Annotated in this window: 17 protein-coding genes; 15 read left to right on the top strand and 2 right to left on the bottom strand. The window is 67.9% G+C overall.

Annotation, left to right across the window (positions count from 1 at the left end):
* Position 1: 1 nt before the first annotated feature.
* On the bottom strand, positions 2-418 hold the full coding sequence (locus V9G19_RS05900) for an ester cyclase (protein WP_462284556.1): 417 nt from the start codon (positions 416-418) through the stop codon (positions 2-4).
* A 281-nt stretch (positions 419-699) separates the two neighbouring features.
* On the opposite strand from V9G19_RS05900, the gene V9G19_RS05895 reads away from it, so the two are divergent.
* From V9G19_RS05895 to V9G19_RS05825, 15 genes are all read left to right on the top strand, one after another.
* A complete protein-coding gene (locus V9G19_RS05895; RefSeq protein ID WP_462284555.1) occupies positions 700-2,676 on the top strand; it encodes a hypothetical protein in 1,977 nt (658 codons plus the stop codon).
* A gap of 52 nt (positions 2,677-2,728) precedes the next feature.
* Entirely contained in the window at positions 2,729-2,983 is a 255-nt protein-coding gene (locus V9G19_RS05890) for a hypothetical protein (protein ID WP_462284554.1), read from the top strand.
* Complete coding sequence (locus V9G19_RS05885; protein ID WP_462284553.1) at positions 2,980-3,426, top strand: TA system VapC family ribonuclease toxin; 447 nt, start codon at positions 2,980-2,982, stop codon at positions 3,424-3,426. The genes V9G19_RS05890 and V9G19_RS05885 overlap by 4 nt, the downstream gene beginning before the upstream one ends.
* A gap of 221 nt (positions 3,427-3,647) precedes the next feature.
* Positions 3,648-4,799, top strand: a complete 1,152-nt coding sequence (locus V9G19_RS05880) for a tyrosine-type recombinase/integrase (protein WP_462284552.1) — start codon at positions 3,648-3,650, stop codon at positions 4,797-4,799.
* Complete coding sequence (locus V9G19_RS05875) at positions 4,796-5,200, top strand: hypothetical protein (RefSeq protein WP_462284551.1); 405 nt, start codon at positions 4,796-4,798, stop codon at positions 5,198-5,200. The genes V9G19_RS05880 and V9G19_RS05875 overlap by 4 nt, the downstream gene beginning before the upstream one ends.
* Before the next feature lie 353 nt (positions 5,201-5,553).
* Complete coding sequence (locus V9G19_RS05870) at positions 5,554-5,814, top strand: hypothetical protein (protein ID WP_462284550.1); 261 nt, start codon at positions 5,554-5,556, stop codon at positions 5,812-5,814.
* Between the two features lie 14 nt (positions 5,815-5,828).
* Positions 5,829-5,978 carry a hypothetical protein gene (locus V9G19_RS05865; RefSeq protein WP_462284549.1) on the top strand — a complete coding sequence of 50 codons (150 nt, stop codon included), beginning with the start codon at positions 5,829-5,831 and terminating at the stop codon, positions 5,976-5,978.
* Complete coding sequence (locus V9G19_RS05860; RefSeq protein WP_462284548.1) at positions 5,975-6,355, top strand: hypothetical protein; 381 nt, start codon at positions 5,975-5,977, stop codon at positions 6,353-6,355. The genes V9G19_RS05865 and V9G19_RS05860 overlap by 4 nt, the downstream gene beginning before the upstream one ends.
* A complete protein-coding gene (locus V9G19_RS05855) occupies positions 6,348-8,153 on the top strand; it encodes a bifunctional DNA primase/polymerase (RefSeq protein WP_462284547.1) in 1,806 nt (601 codons plus the stop codon). The genes V9G19_RS05860 and V9G19_RS05855 overlap by 8 nt, the downstream gene beginning before the upstream one ends.
* Before the next feature lie 383 nt (positions 8,154-8,536).
* Positions 8,537-8,845 carry a hypothetical protein gene (locus V9G19_RS05850; RefSeq protein ID WP_462284546.1) on the top strand — a complete coding sequence of 103 codons (309 nt, stop codon included), beginning with the start codon at positions 8,537-8,539 and terminating at the stop codon, positions 8,843-8,845.
* A gap of 220 nt (positions 8,846-9,065) precedes the next feature.
* Positions 9,066-10,589, top strand: coding sequence for an IS21 family transposase (gene istA / locus V9G19_RS05845; protein ID WP_462284545.1), 1,524 nt, complete (start codon positions 9,066-9,068; stop codon positions 10,587-10,589).
* Positions 10,586-11,326: an IS21-like element helper ATPase IstB gene (gene istB / locus V9G19_RS05840; protein ID WP_462284544.1), complete on the top strand. Its 741-nt coding sequence runs from the start codon at positions 10,586-10,588 to the stop codon at positions 11,324-11,326. Before istA (V9G19_RS05845) ends, istB (V9G19_RS05840) begins: the two co-directional genes overlap by 4 nt.
* A 79-nt stretch (positions 11,327-11,405) precedes the next feature.
* Positions 11,406-12,818 carry an IS21 family transposase gene (istA, locus tag V9G19_RS05835; protein ID WP_462284543.1) on the top strand — a complete coding sequence of 471 codons (1,413 nt, stop codon included), beginning with the start codon at positions 11,406-11,408 and terminating at the stop codon, positions 12,816-12,818.
* A complete protein-coding gene (istB, locus tag V9G19_RS05830) occupies positions 12,815-13,585 on the top strand; it encodes an IS21-like element helper ATPase IstB (RefSeq protein WP_462284542.1) in 771 nt (256 codons plus the stop codon). The genes istA (V9G19_RS05835) and istB (V9G19_RS05830) overlap by 4 nt, the downstream gene beginning before the upstream one ends.
* A 464-nt stretch (positions 13,586-14,049) precedes the next feature.
* Positions 14,050-15,093 (top strand): hypothetical protein, encoded by a 1,044-nt coding sequence (locus tag V9G19_RS05825; RefSeq protein WP_462284541.1) that lies wholly within the window; start codon positions 14,050-14,052, stop codon positions 15,091-15,093.
* On the opposite strand, the gene V9G19_RS05820 is transcribed toward V9G19_RS05825, so the two are convergent.
* Complete coding sequence (locus V9G19_RS05820; protein ID WP_462284540.1) at positions 15,062-15,616, bottom strand: hypothetical protein; 555 nt, start codon at positions 15,614-15,616, stop codon at positions 15,062-15,064. The two genes, V9G19_RS05825 and V9G19_RS05820, sit on opposite strands and share 32 nt — an antisense overlap.
* Positions 15,617-15,807 lie beyond the last annotated feature (191 nt).

Raw genomic sequence — 15,807 nt, 5'->3', positions numbered from 1 at the left:
GCTACTCGCCCGCGGGCTGGTCGATGCCGAGCTGGTGGCGTAGCACGGCGGTGTCGCTGATCATCCACCGCTCGACGGCGCGGCCAGCCTCGTCGTAGCGACGGAAAACCATGGCCGGCCAGCGCAGTTGCCGGCCGGTCGGCCGCACGCCCAGGAACAGGCCGCCGTCGTGGACGCCCGAATAGGTCAGGTGGACCGCGACGGTGTCGCCCTCGGCAACGACCGTGCGCGTGTCGATCCGCAGGCCGGACAGCGCGCTCATCATCGCGGTGAGGAAGCCGCGGTGCCCCTCGGGCGAGTTGCCGAACTCGGCCGGCAGCCCGTGCACAATCGCATCTTGGGCGTAGCCGGCGACATACCCGTCGAGGTCTCCGGCGTTGAAGGCCTCGATGGCGTCAAAGACGCGCTGCTTGTTCACCTCAGGGTCCATGGGGCACAGACTGCCATCCCCGGTCTGCCCACGCGAACCCGACTCACGCTATCGCCCCGACACAACCTTGACATACTGAGTATGGGAGCCGAGGATGGCGCGGAGGGTGTTCTGGCCGTCACGGAAGCGGGGCGTCATGGTCCATAGATTCGCAGCAATCCGGGGTCTCATCGCCGTAGCTGCTGTGGCCGCAACAGTCGCGGGCGGAGTCAGCGCAACCGCCCTACCGGGCGTGAACGCACCGCCGCCGCGTCAGCGTCGACAAAAGCGTGCCCGGTGCATCGGCGCTCGGCGCCCTGGAAGGGGTAAGTGGGGGTGGCGCGGCGACGGCCCAGGTGGGCGGCCGGGCATACGTCTTCCCGCGCAGCTTGCGGCCGGTGATTGGCACGGTCTTCGACCCGGAGTTGTTCGACGTCACTGCCCTGGCTGATCGTCCCGGCGGCCGCACGGCAGTCACCATCGACTATGCCTCGGCCACCGGCCCCACCGCCGTGCCGGGTGTCGAGGTCACCAGCCGGTCCGGCACGCGCGGCAGCGGGGTTATCACACCAGCCTCGGCGCGCGCGTTGCGGCGGCAGCTGAGCACGCGGTCCGCCCAGGACCTCTTCACTGGGGTCGCGCGCGTGGCCGGTCCCGTCGCAGGAGCGGCGAACGCACAGCGGTGGCCCATGCATACGGTCACGATCGAGGCCACGGGCGTGGACGGCCGACCGTTGAACGACATCGTCATCGCGCTCGCCGTCGACGACCCAGCCAAGGGCGGCGCCATCGCGTTCATCGTCAACGGGCGGACCAAGCTCAGCCTGCCCGCCGGCCGCTACACCCTGCTGGGCAGTCAGCTGAACACAACCACCGGCATGAGTTCGCTGGCGATGACACCCGACTTCGCGGTGACCGGCCCCACGACGACCCGGATCGACATCCGCTCGGCGACCACGCCGGTCACCTTCGGCGTGGCCGCGCCGGTCGAGTATGTGCGGTCCGCGACCTCGCTGTTGCGCCTGGTGGGCACGGGTGAGCAACGCTCCGGCGCGTCGTTGGGAACCGCCGGCGACGGCCAAACCCGAGTGCTCGTCACGCCGACGCGGAAGCCGGCCCTCGGCGAGATCCTGCTGCAAAACAACACCTTGGCCTACGCCCGCTCCGGGGCGGCGGATGGACGCTATGCGCTGAACGAGGTCCGCTCCGGAGCGATTCCGGCCACACCCCTCACGGTGACGACACCACGCTCCAGCCTGAGCACGGTCGCCAGCGTCATCCACGGACCCGCCGGCGGGCTCACCTCCCTGTATGAACGCGCCGTCTTGCCGTATCACCTGGGCGGCTGGTTCTTCGGCGAACCGGTCGACACGCCCGGCCGGATCACGGAATACCTCTCCACGGGAACGGATGTCCGCGCCAAGGCCTTCCTGACCAGCCACTTCGACGCCGCGACCGGCGAGGAGAGCGGGGTCGTCGAGTCGGAGTGGCGGCCGCTGCCCCACCCGACCTCCTACACCGAGGAGTGGTTGCGTGCCCCCCTGTCGTCGTTCATTTTCAGCACACCGAACGTCTTCGCTCCGGACAAACCGGTCTGCTTCGCCTGCGTCTTCGGCGACAAGCTGATGCTGAACATCTTCCGCGGGGACAGCTACCCCTGGCACATCGTGTATGCCGACCGTCCCGGCGGCCGCCCCGACGTCACCTGGCGATTGACCGCGGATGGGCGCAATGTCGCGACCGGCGAGGACTACTTGGCGAGTTTCGACGGTCCGTTCACGCTGCCGGCCAACACCCGCGTCCTCGGGGCCACGATCGTCTCGCGGCGCGGCGCGCCGTTCACCACGTCGACGAAACTCACCTCGACCTGGTCCCAGCCGCTGCGCTCGGCGGCTGCCCTGCCGGCCGGGTGGGAGTGTCCGCTGGACGGCGCCTGCCGGGTGGTTCCCCTGGTCACGCTCGGCTACCGGCTCCCCGTCGACCTGACCGGGCACGTGAGCGCGGGCTCGCGAACGCTGAGATTGGAGGTCGCTCAGGTCGGCCGTCGCGTTCCGACGGGCATCGCCTCGGTCACCGCCGAGGTCGACTACGGCTCGGGATGGCTGTCAGTCCCCGTGCGGGACACCGGATCCGGTTCGTATGCCGCCACCCTAACGGTCCCCACGAAGGCCACCGGCCGCACGGCCGCGAACCTGCGCGTCACCGTCCGGGGGAGCGATGGCTCGCGGTTCACCGAGACCACAGAGAACGCCTTCCTGATCCGCTGAGGGTTCCCCGGACGCATCATGATGCCTTCGGTTCTGATGCTATGATGCCTGGGTGCGAACGACCGTGACCCTCGACGACGATGTGGCACGCCTGGTCCAGGACACCCAACATCGCGAGCGCAAGTCGTTCAAACAGGTGGTCAACGAGGCTCTGCGTCGTGGGCTGCTCGAGACGGGCACCGACGTCGCTCCCTACCGGGTGCGACCGCACCGCTCCGGGGTGCGTGCCGGCGTCGAGATGACCGCCCTGAATCGCCTGGCCGACGAGCTGGAGGACGACGAACTCCTGGCCGGCCGGTCACCGTGATCGTGCCCGACGTCAACGTTCTCGTCTATGCGGTGTTCGACGGATATCCCCTGCATGCCCGGGCGGCGGCGTGGCTCAGCGAGATCTTCAGCGGCTCGGAAGATGTCGGCCTCACCGGGCCGGCGCTTTTCGGCTTCGTTCGCCTCGGCACGAGCAGCCGGGTTCATGAGCATCCGTTGACCGTGGCCCAAGCAGGCGAGTACGTCCGAGAGTGGTTGCTGCGCCCGCAGGCCCGGTTCCTGGCTCCCGGCCCCAGGCACGTCGAGTTGGCCCTCGGTCTGCTTCAGGGGGTTGGCACGGGCGGCAACCTGACCACCGACGCCCAACTCGCGGCTTATGCCATCGAATTCGGCGGCACGATCCATTCAAACGACAGCGACTTCGGCCGCTTCCCCGGCGTTCGCTGGGTGGACCCGCTGACCCGTGGAGCACCGGCTCCTTGACCAGCGAGACGGCGAATCCCCGACGGCTCACTGTTTCCCTAGCCCAGCCTGGGGCCTGAAATCTGGTGGGCGATACTGGGTTTGAAAGAGAATCGGGTATATTCCCCCAACCTGCGAAAACACCGTTTGACCTGCGGAAACAGTCTGGAAATGAGTGGAAACAAGGTACACTGAGGGGTAACGCCATTTGGCATGTATTTGGCACAACGGAAAGGACCGGGATGGCACGCCCCAAGAGCGCGAAGTGCTCGGTCTGCCGGAGGAAGGCCCACAGCAAGGGGCTGCGGCACCTGCCCTCGAAGAAGTTCCAAGCCCGGTTCCTCGACCCCGACGGTCTCGCCCGGTCCAAGACCTTCCAGACCGCCAAGGACGCGGAGATGTGGTTGGCCCAGCAGCACGCCGACATCAGTCGAGGCACCTACAACCCGGCCGAGAAGAGCACGGCGGTCCGGTTCCGGGACTACGCCCCAGCGTGGCTGGAACACCGCAAGGTCAAGGGCCGAGCGCTGGGAGACCGGACGCGCGAGGGATACCAGGACCTGCTCGACCGCTTCATCCTCGACACCTTCGGGACCTACCCGGTCCATACGATCACCCGTGAGCAGGTCGAGAAGTGGTACGACGCCCTCCCCTCGGACAAGTCCACCTATCGAGCGCGGGCCTACTCACTGCTGCGGACGATCCTCGCCAGCGCGGTCGATGAGGGCCACATGAGCCAGAACCCCGCGAGGATCAGAGGCGCGGGGCAGGCCGAGCGGAAGCACAAGGTGCGACCGGCGACCCTCCCCGAGTTGGAGGCGCTGACCGAGGCCATGCCCGCTCGGTACCGACTCATGATCCTGCTGGCCGCATGGTGCGCCCTCCGGTTCGGTGAGTTGACCGAGTTGCGACGGTCGGACGTGGACAGCAAGGAAGGGGTGCTGCGAGTTCGACGTGCCGTGGTACTCGCCAATGGCAAGTTCATCGTGAAGGAGCCGAAGAGCGACGCCGGCATCCGCGACGTGGCGATCCCGCCACACCTGCTCCCAGCCCTTCGCGAGCACCTGTTGCAGCACACCGCCCCCGGCCCGGACGGGCTGTTGTTCCCCTCCCGTCAAGACCCGAAGGAGCACCTGAGGCAATCGAGTCTGGCGAGGGTCTACTACCCAGCGCGAGCCAAGGCTGAGAGGCCAGACCTCCGGTTCCACGACCTCCGCCACACCGGGGCGGTGCTGGCAGCTCAGACCGGGGCAACGCTCGCAGAGTTGATGGGCCGACTCGGCCACTCGACCTCACAAGCGGCTCTCCGCTACCAGCACGTGGGGATGGATCGAGACGCGCTGATCGCCGCGAGGCTCAGCGAGATGGCGGCGCTGGGAGGCAACAAGTCGTGAGGGTGTCGAAGGCCGATCTTCGGTGGTGGCTAGACCTAGCGCCCACCCTGACATGGACCTTCGCCAAGACCTACGCCAAGAGCGCACCCCACTGGTACGTCACCGTCCTCGGGAACAAGACGCCGGGCCTGACCCTCGATGACTGCCTACGAGCAGGACGAGTGATCCGCACGTTCGGAGAGCCGGGCAAGTTCTACTCGTACACGAACCTCTACCTCTACGCAGACTCCATCCAACTCGGACCCCGTGCCCTGAAGTTCTGGGCCATGTGGGGCGACGACCCGCAAGAGACTGACGCCGACCTCATCAACCTCGCCACCGCCGACAGGACCTACGGACCTCAACGAGACTTCGACACAAGACGACTGGACGCGCTGCGGCTGCCGCCCGCTGACGAGTGACGGCGACGCCCCCACCGTCGAGCGGAAAACGCTCAGGAACGCCCAAACCGAGCGACCGGGCAGAATCCCCCACCGGGCAACCGAACTCGCGGGAGAAGCGCCCTACGGGACGCCATCGGCCACTAGGCACCGTTCCACCAATCCGATAGAATCGGAAGCGAGGGAAAAAGGTTGTCCGACAACGCCCCTCATCGCACGAGGCACGCGCTGGAGCCGCTCCCATGAGAGGCCCCCGGAAGAGTGCTCAGCCGGAGGTACGACCGCCACAGAGGGCGCGGTCCCGACGCTGAGCAGGCCGTCACCAGACCAACAGCGGGCGTGCGAACCACTCGGCATCCGAGGAGTTCGCCATCATGTCCACCACAATCCGTCGCCAGTACGCGACTCAGCAGCAGGCCGCTGCCAAGTTCCAAGTCACCGACCGCACGATCCGGAACTGGATCGGGCAGGGCTACATCACCGGCTTCCGGTTCGGGCCTCGCCAGATTCGCGTTGACCTCAACGAGATTGAGGCGATGCTCCAGATGGTGCCCGCCACCAAGGCCCGTGACGGTCGCAAGGTCTACGGCGAGAAGTCGCGCATCATCCCAGTCGTTCGGGCCGAGAACGTGTGAGGAGGTGACAAGTGATGACCAAGGAAGAGATCCGAGCCGCCGCCGTCGAGATTGCGGCGACGCTGCCGCCGCTGACCGATGCCCAGGTGCACAAGGTGGCCCAACTGCTCTCGATCACCATCGACAAGGCAGAGGGCACGAGCAAGGGCGGTGACCGCCGATGATCACCGCCCCGCTCGTATCCAAGGAGAAGACCCTCAGCGTAGACGACCAGCGCGAGTTCGTCTGTGCCCTAACCGAGTTCGCGGCCACACGCCCACTGGCCCAGATGACGGACTGGCGGTACGGCCTCGTGCTGAACGCCGAGCACGCCCCGGCGCTGATCAACTACAAGGTGCAGCCCTGCCGACACTGCGGGACCTTGTTCAAGGTCACGCGGTCGCGGCGGTTCTTCTGCTCGCGGCCTTGCTTCCACGGCGAGCGGCGCGCCCGACGGGAGCGAGAGCGGCAGGAAGCCCTTCGGACCGTGACGCCGGAGAGCATCCGCGCCGAGATGGTTGCGGCGTATGCCGCCTACCGAGAGGCGGTGGGGAGTGACTGACACGAGCCAATGGGCCGTGCTGCCGGTGAAGTTTGGCGGGAAGGTCCCCATCGTGGCCGACTGGCGGAACGAGTCGCGGCCACGCGATCAATGGGGCGAGAAGTGGCCGTCAGGCGACGTGAACACCGGGATCGACTGCGGCAAGTCCGGTCTGGTCGTCATTGATGAGGACGAGCCGGGTGCGTTCGAGAGGCATTTCGGCTTCGTGCCGAGCACCTACACCGTCACGACAGGGAAGGGGAAGCACTACTACTTCCGGCATGACCGCGACGAGTTCATCAATCGCCCTGGCTTCGCGCCCGGCCTTGATGTGCGGGCGCATGGGTCACAAGTCCTCGCAGTTGGCTCGACTCACGAGACCGGGGCCGTCTACGGGTTGGAACGTGACGTGGAGCCGATACCGCTCCCAGAGGAGATCAAGAGTCGGCTGCCACGACGTGACAGGCATTCCAACGGAGTCGAACTCGATCTGTCGCGTGCCTCGTTCGTGCTGCCGGAGACGATCCCGAACGGATCGAGGAACGACACCTTGTTTCGTTACGCCTCATCGCTTGTGAGCCGAAACGTTCACGACGACGAGGCGCTGGTTCTCCTTCGAGACGCCTTCAAGCGATGCGTGCCGTCCTACACCGAGACAACACCGGAGCAGATGTGGACGAGGGTCCGGCGCGAGTACGGCGGGGATCGAGAGTTCCGTCAAGACGTGGAGCGAGAGGTTCGCCGGCTCCGGGTACGTGAACAGGCCCTGATCGAGTTCACCGAGAGCCAGGCGGCAGAAAGTGCCGACGCATGGTTCGGGGTGACAGGAGACACCTTCGACCCGGACACCCCGGAGCCGGTGGCCTGCGTGTTGGAGTACGCGCCCGGCTGCCACGTCTTCGCGCCGGGCATCAACATCGTGTTCGGGGACCGGGCCAGCATCAAGACCTGGCTCTGTTACGTCGGAGTCACCCAAGAGGTCGCCAAGGGTAACCGTGCCGCGATCATCGACTACGAGATGTCTTTCAAGGAGTCGATGCGCCGGCTCTACGAACTCGGAGTCACACAAGAGACGGCCCAGCGAGTCGTCTACCTCCAACCGCCCGGCCCGATCAGTGACGCGGCACGAGCCCTCATCCTGAGCCGCTTTGAGGACACTGCGCCGTCCCTCGTGGTGATCGACTCCATCGGCATGGGCATGGGCATGGCCGGACTCGACTCAAACAGCGACATGGACGCCACCAAATGGGCACTCTCCATGCCGATGTGGATGAAGGGTCAGTGGCCTCAGGCCGTCATCGTCCTGATCGACCACGTGCCCAAGGCGCAGGGGAAGTCCCGCGACCCCATCGGGAGCCAGCGGAAGGGAGCGTTCGCAGACGCCCTCTTCAACACCGAGATCATCAGCCCGATCAGCCGCCAGCGTCGCGGCATGGGACGGCTGACTGTGACCAAGGACCGCAAGGGCCTGCACGACGTGGACCGGGCGATCCTCGACTACGAGTTCGGAGGAGGTGGCCCATTCCAGTTGCGGCCCACCGATCCCGGCGTGGTGGCCGTTGACCTCACCAGTGCCAGCGACCCGGTCGAACAGCGACGGCGTGTGGCTGCCTACGTGGGTGACCACGAGGGGGTGAAGGTCGAGGCCGCGCGGGACGAGCTCCAGATCCGAGCGCCGGAGTTCACCCTGATCAAGGACACCTTGGTCAGTAACCACGTGATCAAGCATCGCCCCCGGCTCGGCCTCTTCAAGGGCACCCAATGGGACGAGTTCATGGAGGGAGTGGGACCGGATGCCTCAACCGTCTCGGATGAGTGAGGGAGGGATGGGGAGAGAGACGAAGTCTCTCCCCCTCCTCTCCGTACGGAACGGACAGACCCTAGGAACGGAACGGATGGAACGGAAGGGTCAGACCCGGCGCAGCCGACGCGGAGATGACCAGTACAGCCGGTTGGCACGGATCACCCGGTCGGACCATGGGCCAATGACGATGCCGCGCTCATCCACGCGCCGAAGCGATGCAGATGCCCTCAGCGCTTCCGCTGGGGTCGGACGCTGGGGCGGGTTCGGGTTCTGGGCCATCGGTGGACCTCCGTGTCCTCGAAGTCGATACCCCCAAGGGGTATGTACCCATTATGCCGAAGGACGAGCCGGTCACCGTAGTACGCTGCAAAATCCGGCTCGGGCCATGGGGATCCGTCATGGCTGAGCCCCGGCGCATCGTCGCCAGCCACGACCGGACGACAGCCGCAGAGGCCCGAGCCAGAGCCGACAACGAGCGGTGGGCCGAGCCAGCACCACCGGCCCAAGCCCCCGCGACGAAGCCCAAGCAGCAGCAGCCGCCACCCACCAAGCCCCCGGCACCCAAGGCCCAGGTACCCGCGACCAAGGCCCCGCCCGGTGGCCTCGTGCTCAACGCCGAAGAGGCGGAGGCCGTGCGCTACCTGCTCAGTACTCACCCAGCCATGAGGCGCGCCAAGTTCGCGTCTCGAAAGGACCCCAAGCCATGACGACCCAGACGACCCAGACCACCGACGCCACCACCAAGCCGACGAATAGGCCACCGATGTCCGTGGCCATGGAAAAGTCCCCGCTGGTGGCCATGTGAGGTCCCCGTTGGTGGCCAAGTGAAAGTCCCCACCCTCTGCTCGTGTCGTCCGTGAGCTGAGCCCCTGGACGGTGAACGGTGGCGGTGTCTAGCCAGTCACCGCACCGCCCAGGGGAGCTCCATTGAAGAACATGAGGGAAGAGTTGGACATCATCACCGCCTACGAGAACGTGGGCACCTACCGTGGCGCGGCGCAGGTGTGCGGCACGACTCACAAGACGGTCAAGCGGGTCGTGGAACGGCACGCCTCGGGCGAGGTCCGCCCGGGGCGGGAGCCGCGGCCGGCGAACTACGAGTGCGTGCGTGACCTGGTTGCCGAGGCCGTCCGGTCGGCGCGGGGCCGGGTCAGCGCCAAGCGGCTCCTGCCCAGGGCCCGCGCGGCTGGCTATGCCGGGTCGCCGCGGAACTTCCGCCGCCTGGTCGCGGCGGAGAAGAAGACCTTCCGGGCCGAGCGGGGACACCCGCGTCGTCCGGCGGTGTGGACTCCGGGTGAGCACCTGGTCATCGACTGGGGTGTCGTTGCCGGCGTCCACGTCTTCTGCGCGGTCCTGGCGTGGTCACGGTTCCGGTTCGTCCGGTTCGCCGCGGATGAGAAGGCGGCCACGACGATGGGCATGCTCGCCGAGTGCTTCGAGGTGATCGGCGGGGCCCCGAAGGTGGTGCTGGCCGACCGGATGGGCTGCCTCAAGGGCGGCGTCGTCGCCAACCGGGTCGTCCCGACGAGTGAGTACGTCCGGTTCGCGACGCATTACCGGTTCCGGCCCGACTTCTGCGAGGCGGCCGACCCGGCCTCGAAGGGGATCGTGGAGAACCTGGTCGGGTATGGCAAGTCCGACCTGCTCCGGCCACTGCTGCTGGAGCACGCCGAGCGGCTCGGCGGCGACGAGACCGCCGCTGCCGCAACGGTCTTGGCCGACCTGGCCGCGGCGAACCGTGCCGCGGCCGAGTGGTGTGAGCAGGTCAACGCGACCGAACACTCCGAGACGTGCACGGTCCCCAAGGAGCGGCTGGTCACCGAGGCGGGGCTGTTGACGCCGTTGCCGTCGCTGAGGCCGCGGATCGGGCCGGCGCCGGCGACCCGGAAGGTCGACAAGCTGTCCACGATCCGGTGGGGCTCGGCCCGCTACTCCGCGCCGAAGGCCCTGGTCGGCGCCCAGGTCGCGGTCATCGTCGACGGGGCCCGGGTCCTGCTGATCGACCCCGCCACCGGTGTCGTCCACGCCGAGCACCCGCTCCTCGGGCCGGGTGCCACCTCGATCCTGGACGACCACTACGGCGGCCCGCGCCCGGCCACCCCAGTGCGTGCGATCCGCCCGAGAACCGTTGCCGAGCAACAGTTCTGCGCGCTCGGACCCGCCGCGGAGGCGTTCATCGCCGGCGCCGCCGCCGCCGGCCACACCCGCCTCGGACCGGAGCTGGCCGACCTGAATGCCCTCACCGCCGCCCACGGCGAAGCCGCGGTGACCGCAGCGCTGGAACGAGCGGTCGCGTTCGGACGGTGGAAAGCCAGTGACGTCCGCTCCATCCTGCAGGCCGGCCTCGGCGTGGCCAGCCCGCGCTCGGCCGGGGACGCCCTCGTCGTGGACCTCCCCGTCGCGCACCCGCGACCATTGACCGAGTACGCGCCGACGGCGGTGTCCTCGTGAGCGCCGCGACCGTCCCGGCCCTGGACGCCGACCTGACCGCGGGCCTGCGCCGCCTCAAGCTCGCCGCGATGCGTCAGCTCGCGCCCGAGCTGCTCGTCACGGCCAAGACCCAACGCTGGACACCCGAAGAGGTGCTCCGCGCCCTGGTCGAGGCCGAAATCACCGCCCGCGACGACTCCAACGCCCGAGCCCGCCTCAAGGCCGCGACCTTCCCCGTCGTCAAGACAACCGACGAGTTCGACCTGGCCGCATCCTCGATCCCCGCCCCGACCTGGGCCTACCTCACCTCGCTGGAGTGGATCCACGCCACCGAGAATCTCGCCCTGATCGGGCCGGCCGGCACCGGCAAGTCGCACACCCTCATCGCCCTCGGACACGCCGCCGTCACCCGCGGACACCGCGTCCGCTACCTCACCGCGGCCGAACTCGTCGAGACCCTCTACCGAGGACTCGCCGACAACACCGTCGGCAAAGTCATCGACACCCTGCTCCGCAACGACCTCGTGCTCATCGACGAAATCGGGTTCGCGCCCCTGGACGACACCGGCGCACAGCTCCTGTTCCGGTTCGTCGCCGCCGCCTACGAACGCCGCTCCCTCGGCGTCGCCTCCCACCACTCCTTCGAGGACTGGGGACGGTTCCTGCCCGAACACACCACCGCCGTCTCCATGCTCGATCGGCTCCTCCACCACGCCTGTCGGCGTACGACCCCACGTGTAGGTCGGGGTACGGGCTGACGTGTAGGTCGGTCCTGGCGAGTCGTCCTCTGCTCGCCCGTTGAGCGGGGCCACCCTTCGGTTCATCCACTGCCAAGTGATGAGCCCGAAGGGTGACCTGCTCATGATCCTCGATGAGGTGTCCTGGATGAATGTCCGTCGTTTCCGTGCCCTGCATGAGCGGGGCACCCCGTTGGCCGAGATCGCTCGAGAATGTTCCTGCGACTGGCGCACCGTGAAGAAGTATCTGGCCCAGGACGGGCTGGTCGGCCCGCCTCGGGCGCCGTCGCGGGCTGGTACCCAGCCTCGGCTGATCGACCCGTTCGTGGCCGTGGTGGAGTCGTGGCTGCGCGCCGACATCACGATCAAGGGGGCGGTGGTCCATGAGCGGCTGGTTGCCGAGTACGGGTTCACCGGCTCCTACCAGCGGGTCAAGGAGTACCTGGCCAAGGAACGGCCCCGGCTGGCCGCTGAGTTGGCGGTCGGGGACGAGAACCCGCTGACCGGGTTGCACCGCCGCTTCGAGGTCGTCCCGGGCGCGCAGGCCCAGGTCGACTGGGGCGAGGAAGGCGACCTACTCGGACACGTCGGTGTCGGGAACGTCTACTCCTTCCACATGACCCTGTCGTACTCGCGGGACCCGTTCGTGGCGTACACGACCAGCATGGATCTGGCCACGTTCTGGGACTGCCACCGGCGGGCGTTCGCCCACTTCGGTGGCGTTCCCGGCGCGATCGTGTACGACCGGACCAAGACCGTCGTCAAACGGCACGTCGCACCCGGAGCTGCGGTCCCTGTGCACTCCGAAGCGGCCGCGTTCGCCGACCACTACGGGTTCGTCATCGACGTGTTGGCCGCCTATCGGCCCACCGGCAAGGGCCGGGTCGAACGACAGGTCAACATCGTGCGCGAGCACGTCATCACCGGGCGCCGGTTCGGCTCGATCGGCGACCTGGACGGGGCGTTCGCGGCCTGGCTGCCGATCCGCCGGGCCCAGGTCCACCGCACCCACGGGCAGGTCATCGCCGTCCGGGCCGAGACCGACCGGGCCGCGCTCGGCCCCCTGCCAGCCACGCCGTACCTGGTCGCCGAACAACACCTGCGGCGGGTCGGCAAGGACGCCTTGATCTCCTTCGAGGCATCGCTGTACTCCGTGCCCGCCGCCCGGGTCCGCCCCGGCCAACGCGTCGCTGTCCGCGTGTCCGCCGACACCCTCACCATCCACGCCCTGACCGCCGAAACCGGCGCTGCTGGCGCTCAACTGGCCAGCCACCCCCGGGCCAAGCTCCGCGGCGCCTGGGTGACCGACCCCACCCACTGGGCCGGCCTGCCCGATGGACACACCCGCGCCGTCACCACCGACCCGCCCGGCCCGGACCGGCCCGGCCCGACCCCAGCCCCGGCGGCCACCTCGTTGATCGCCGACGTGCTGACCCGGCACCGCGCCGACATCCCGGTTGCGACCCGCCCCCTGAGCACGTACACCGCCGCCACCCAAGGAGAACACCCGTGAACGCCCTGACCACCGACCGGATCCGCAGCCACGCCACCCGACTCGGGTTGACCCACCTGACCGAAACCATCACAGCCCTCGTCGAACGCGCCGAGACCGCCCAGCTGGGCTACCTGGAGTTCGTCGACCTGCTCCTGGAAGAAGAAGTCGGGCTGCGCGAATCCCGCCGGTTCCGCAACGCGTTGAAACTGTCCGGGCTGCCCCACCACAAAACCCTGGACGAGTTCGACTTCGCCTTCCAACCCGACCTCGACGGTCGCAAAGTCCGCGACCTAGCCACCCTGGAGTTCATCCGCGCCAAGTCCAACGTCGCCCTCCTCGGCCCGCCCGGGGTCGGCAAAACCATGCTCGCCGTCGCCCTGGCCGTCGCCGCCTGCCAAGCCGGGTTCTCCATCTACTTCACCACCCTGGACGACCTGGTCCGCCGCCTGCGCACCGCCGAAGCCACCGGCCGGTTCAACCGACAACTCCAAGCGTTCCTACGGCCCGCTGTCCTGGTCGTCGACGAAGTCGGCTACCTGCCCCTAGACCGCGCCGAAGCCAACATGTTCTTCCAACTCATCACCCGCCGCTACGAACGCGGAACCATGATCGTCACCAGCAACAAGAGCTTCACCGAATGGGGCGGCGTACTCGGCGACGACGTCCTGGCCACCGCCATCCTCGACAGGCTCCTGCACCACTGCGACGTCATCGCCATCAACGGGCCCTCCTACCGCCTCAAAGACCGCCTCACCCTGGTCACCGGAACAGAACCCATGCCATGATCACCACGCCAGGACCGACACGTCAGGCCGTACCCCCCACGACATATGAGGTCGTACGCCGACAACGCCACCACCGTCATCACCAACGGCCAGTCCTACCGCATGCTCCAAGCCCGCCAACGTCGAGGAGGACCGCCCCTGACCCCCTGAACAACCCGCAGAGGGTGGGGACTTTCACCTGGCCAAAACCGGGGACCTCCACATGGCCATTGACACCCGACACCGCCGCCGCCCCGGCCACGGATGGAGCTGGACGACCTCGCCTCAGCGGCCATGCACAGGCGGACTCTGCTCCGGTTCTGCTCGGTCCCGTGCGCCACGCACGAGGCACGGGCGGGGCTGCCCTGCTGGACGATCCCGGCAGGAGCGCCGGAGGTCGCACGGATGGAGCACATCGCCGTGTGTGGGCCACGCATCAGCGACCAGCGCCGCCGTGAGGTCCGAGGACTGGGGAGGTCGAGCCGATGAGCACCAGCCCAACCAAGCCCACCGTCCCCCTCGTGGCAACCCTGTTCGCCGGGTCGCTGGCCTGCCTCGCCTGTGGACAAGGTGTGCCCGAGGACAGCGCCGTGACAACGCTGGACGTGACGGGGAGGGTGGTGTTCCTCCCCGCTCTCGGGGTCACCAAGGTGCAGGCGGTAGAGGAGACCGTGACCTTCCGCGAGTGCTGGCCCTGCCGGGACCGGGACGATGTGGCCCACGCCGCCCTCGTGGCCCTGCCGGGGGTCGCGGCGCGGTACGGCCACGGCAACGCCAAGCACCGGCTCAGGCTGGCGCTCGACGGGCTCGCGGCCCTCGGTCACCGGCCCCCGGACAAGCTCGACGCGGCGGAGGTCAGCGCCTTGATGCGGCACCTGACGATCCCCGGTGGGTCGGCACGATGGGCAGCCCGGTTCGCGCCGGTCATGGCAGCCGACGCCGACCCCGCCACGTCAGCCCTGCACCCGTGGAGCCACCTGACCACCGAGCAACGCGCCGCCCTCCGCGAGGGGTACGGGGCACTGTTGGCCGACCGGGTGGCCCGAGTGTCCCCGCCGCCGCGACTGGCCCCGCCCGAGGGAGACCCCCAAGCTTGTGCCATGTGCGGGGTTGGGTCGGTCGAGGTGAGCGCCGCAGAGGTCCACTGCCACGGCGGGACAGTCAGAGCCCGAGAGCACGTGTGGCGACCGGTCCGGTTCAACGCCCACGTCCTCGGCGGACCACGCACCCCATCGGCCCAGCAGGGCAATCTCTGCCCGGTGTGCTCCGACGAGACCACCAAGGCCGGGGCGGTGGGAGCCGAGGCGATGGAGGGGTCCTACCTGCGAGCGCTACGGTCCGAGGGCAGGACCGACGAGGTGGCCTCGATCCGCCAAGGCGCGGTGCCCCGCCTCATCGGCTGGGCCGGGCACGACCTGAGCGAGACCAGCGCCGGACGGCCACCTGTGCCGCCCAACGAGAAGCCGTGGGAGCACATCCTCGTTCGTCGCCGCGTGGCTACTCCTTGTAATAGCCCTTCTTCGACGTGAAGTCAGACATATTCGAGACAGCCACCACGAAGGGCTGACCGGGCAGGCGCGCCCAAGCGATCTTCCATTTCAGCGTTGCTCCAGGCATAACGTCGCCGGAAGGCAAGCCCACGTTCTGAGCGGAGTCGAAGATCTGTTCGGCGGAAACATCTCCCGTGGTGCCGGTCTCGTGGACGGCAGCCATCGCGGGGATGGGCTCCTTGGTGCCGTTCACCAGGGTCGCGTCCATCACGACGTACTCCGTTAGATCCTTGTTCTGAATCATCTGCGTTACGAACTCGGATGGGGTGAACGGCTGGGGCGCACCGAGTGTGTACTCAATACCGTTGTCCCACTTAAAGGTCGATCCAAACTGCTTTGTGAGTTCGTCGGCCTTCGGAGGAGCACTTGTTGCGTCGCCCGCAGCGGTCGCTCCAGCTGAACCTGACGTGGCGGGCTGGGCCGGGGTACTAGTCGGCGCGTTGCTCCCGCACCCAGCGAGCACCGCCGTAGAGAAGAGCAAAGCCACCAGCAGTTTCCTCATGACCACTTCCGTTCAAGAATGGGCGGCACCTACGCCCGAGTAGTTGAACGCCAAAGTAGCGAACTTTCCCATTTGCCGCCATTCACGGCCGACCGTGACGCTGCGGTGGGACCAAGGTCACACTGGCTCAGCGCCTGCGCTGAAGCGGAGGCCGGAAGAACAACATTTGGCACGGGTTTGGCACAAACGAA

It is taken from the genome of Nostocoides sp. (assembly GCF_037045025.1).
In the GTDB taxonomy this organism is placed as follows: domain Bacteria; phylum Actinomycetota; class Actinomycetes; order Actinomycetales; family Dermatophilaceae; genus Nostocoides_A.
The sequence above is the reverse complement of the archived record's forward strand: the minus strand, read 5'-3'. Positions and strand labels throughout refer to the sequence as shown.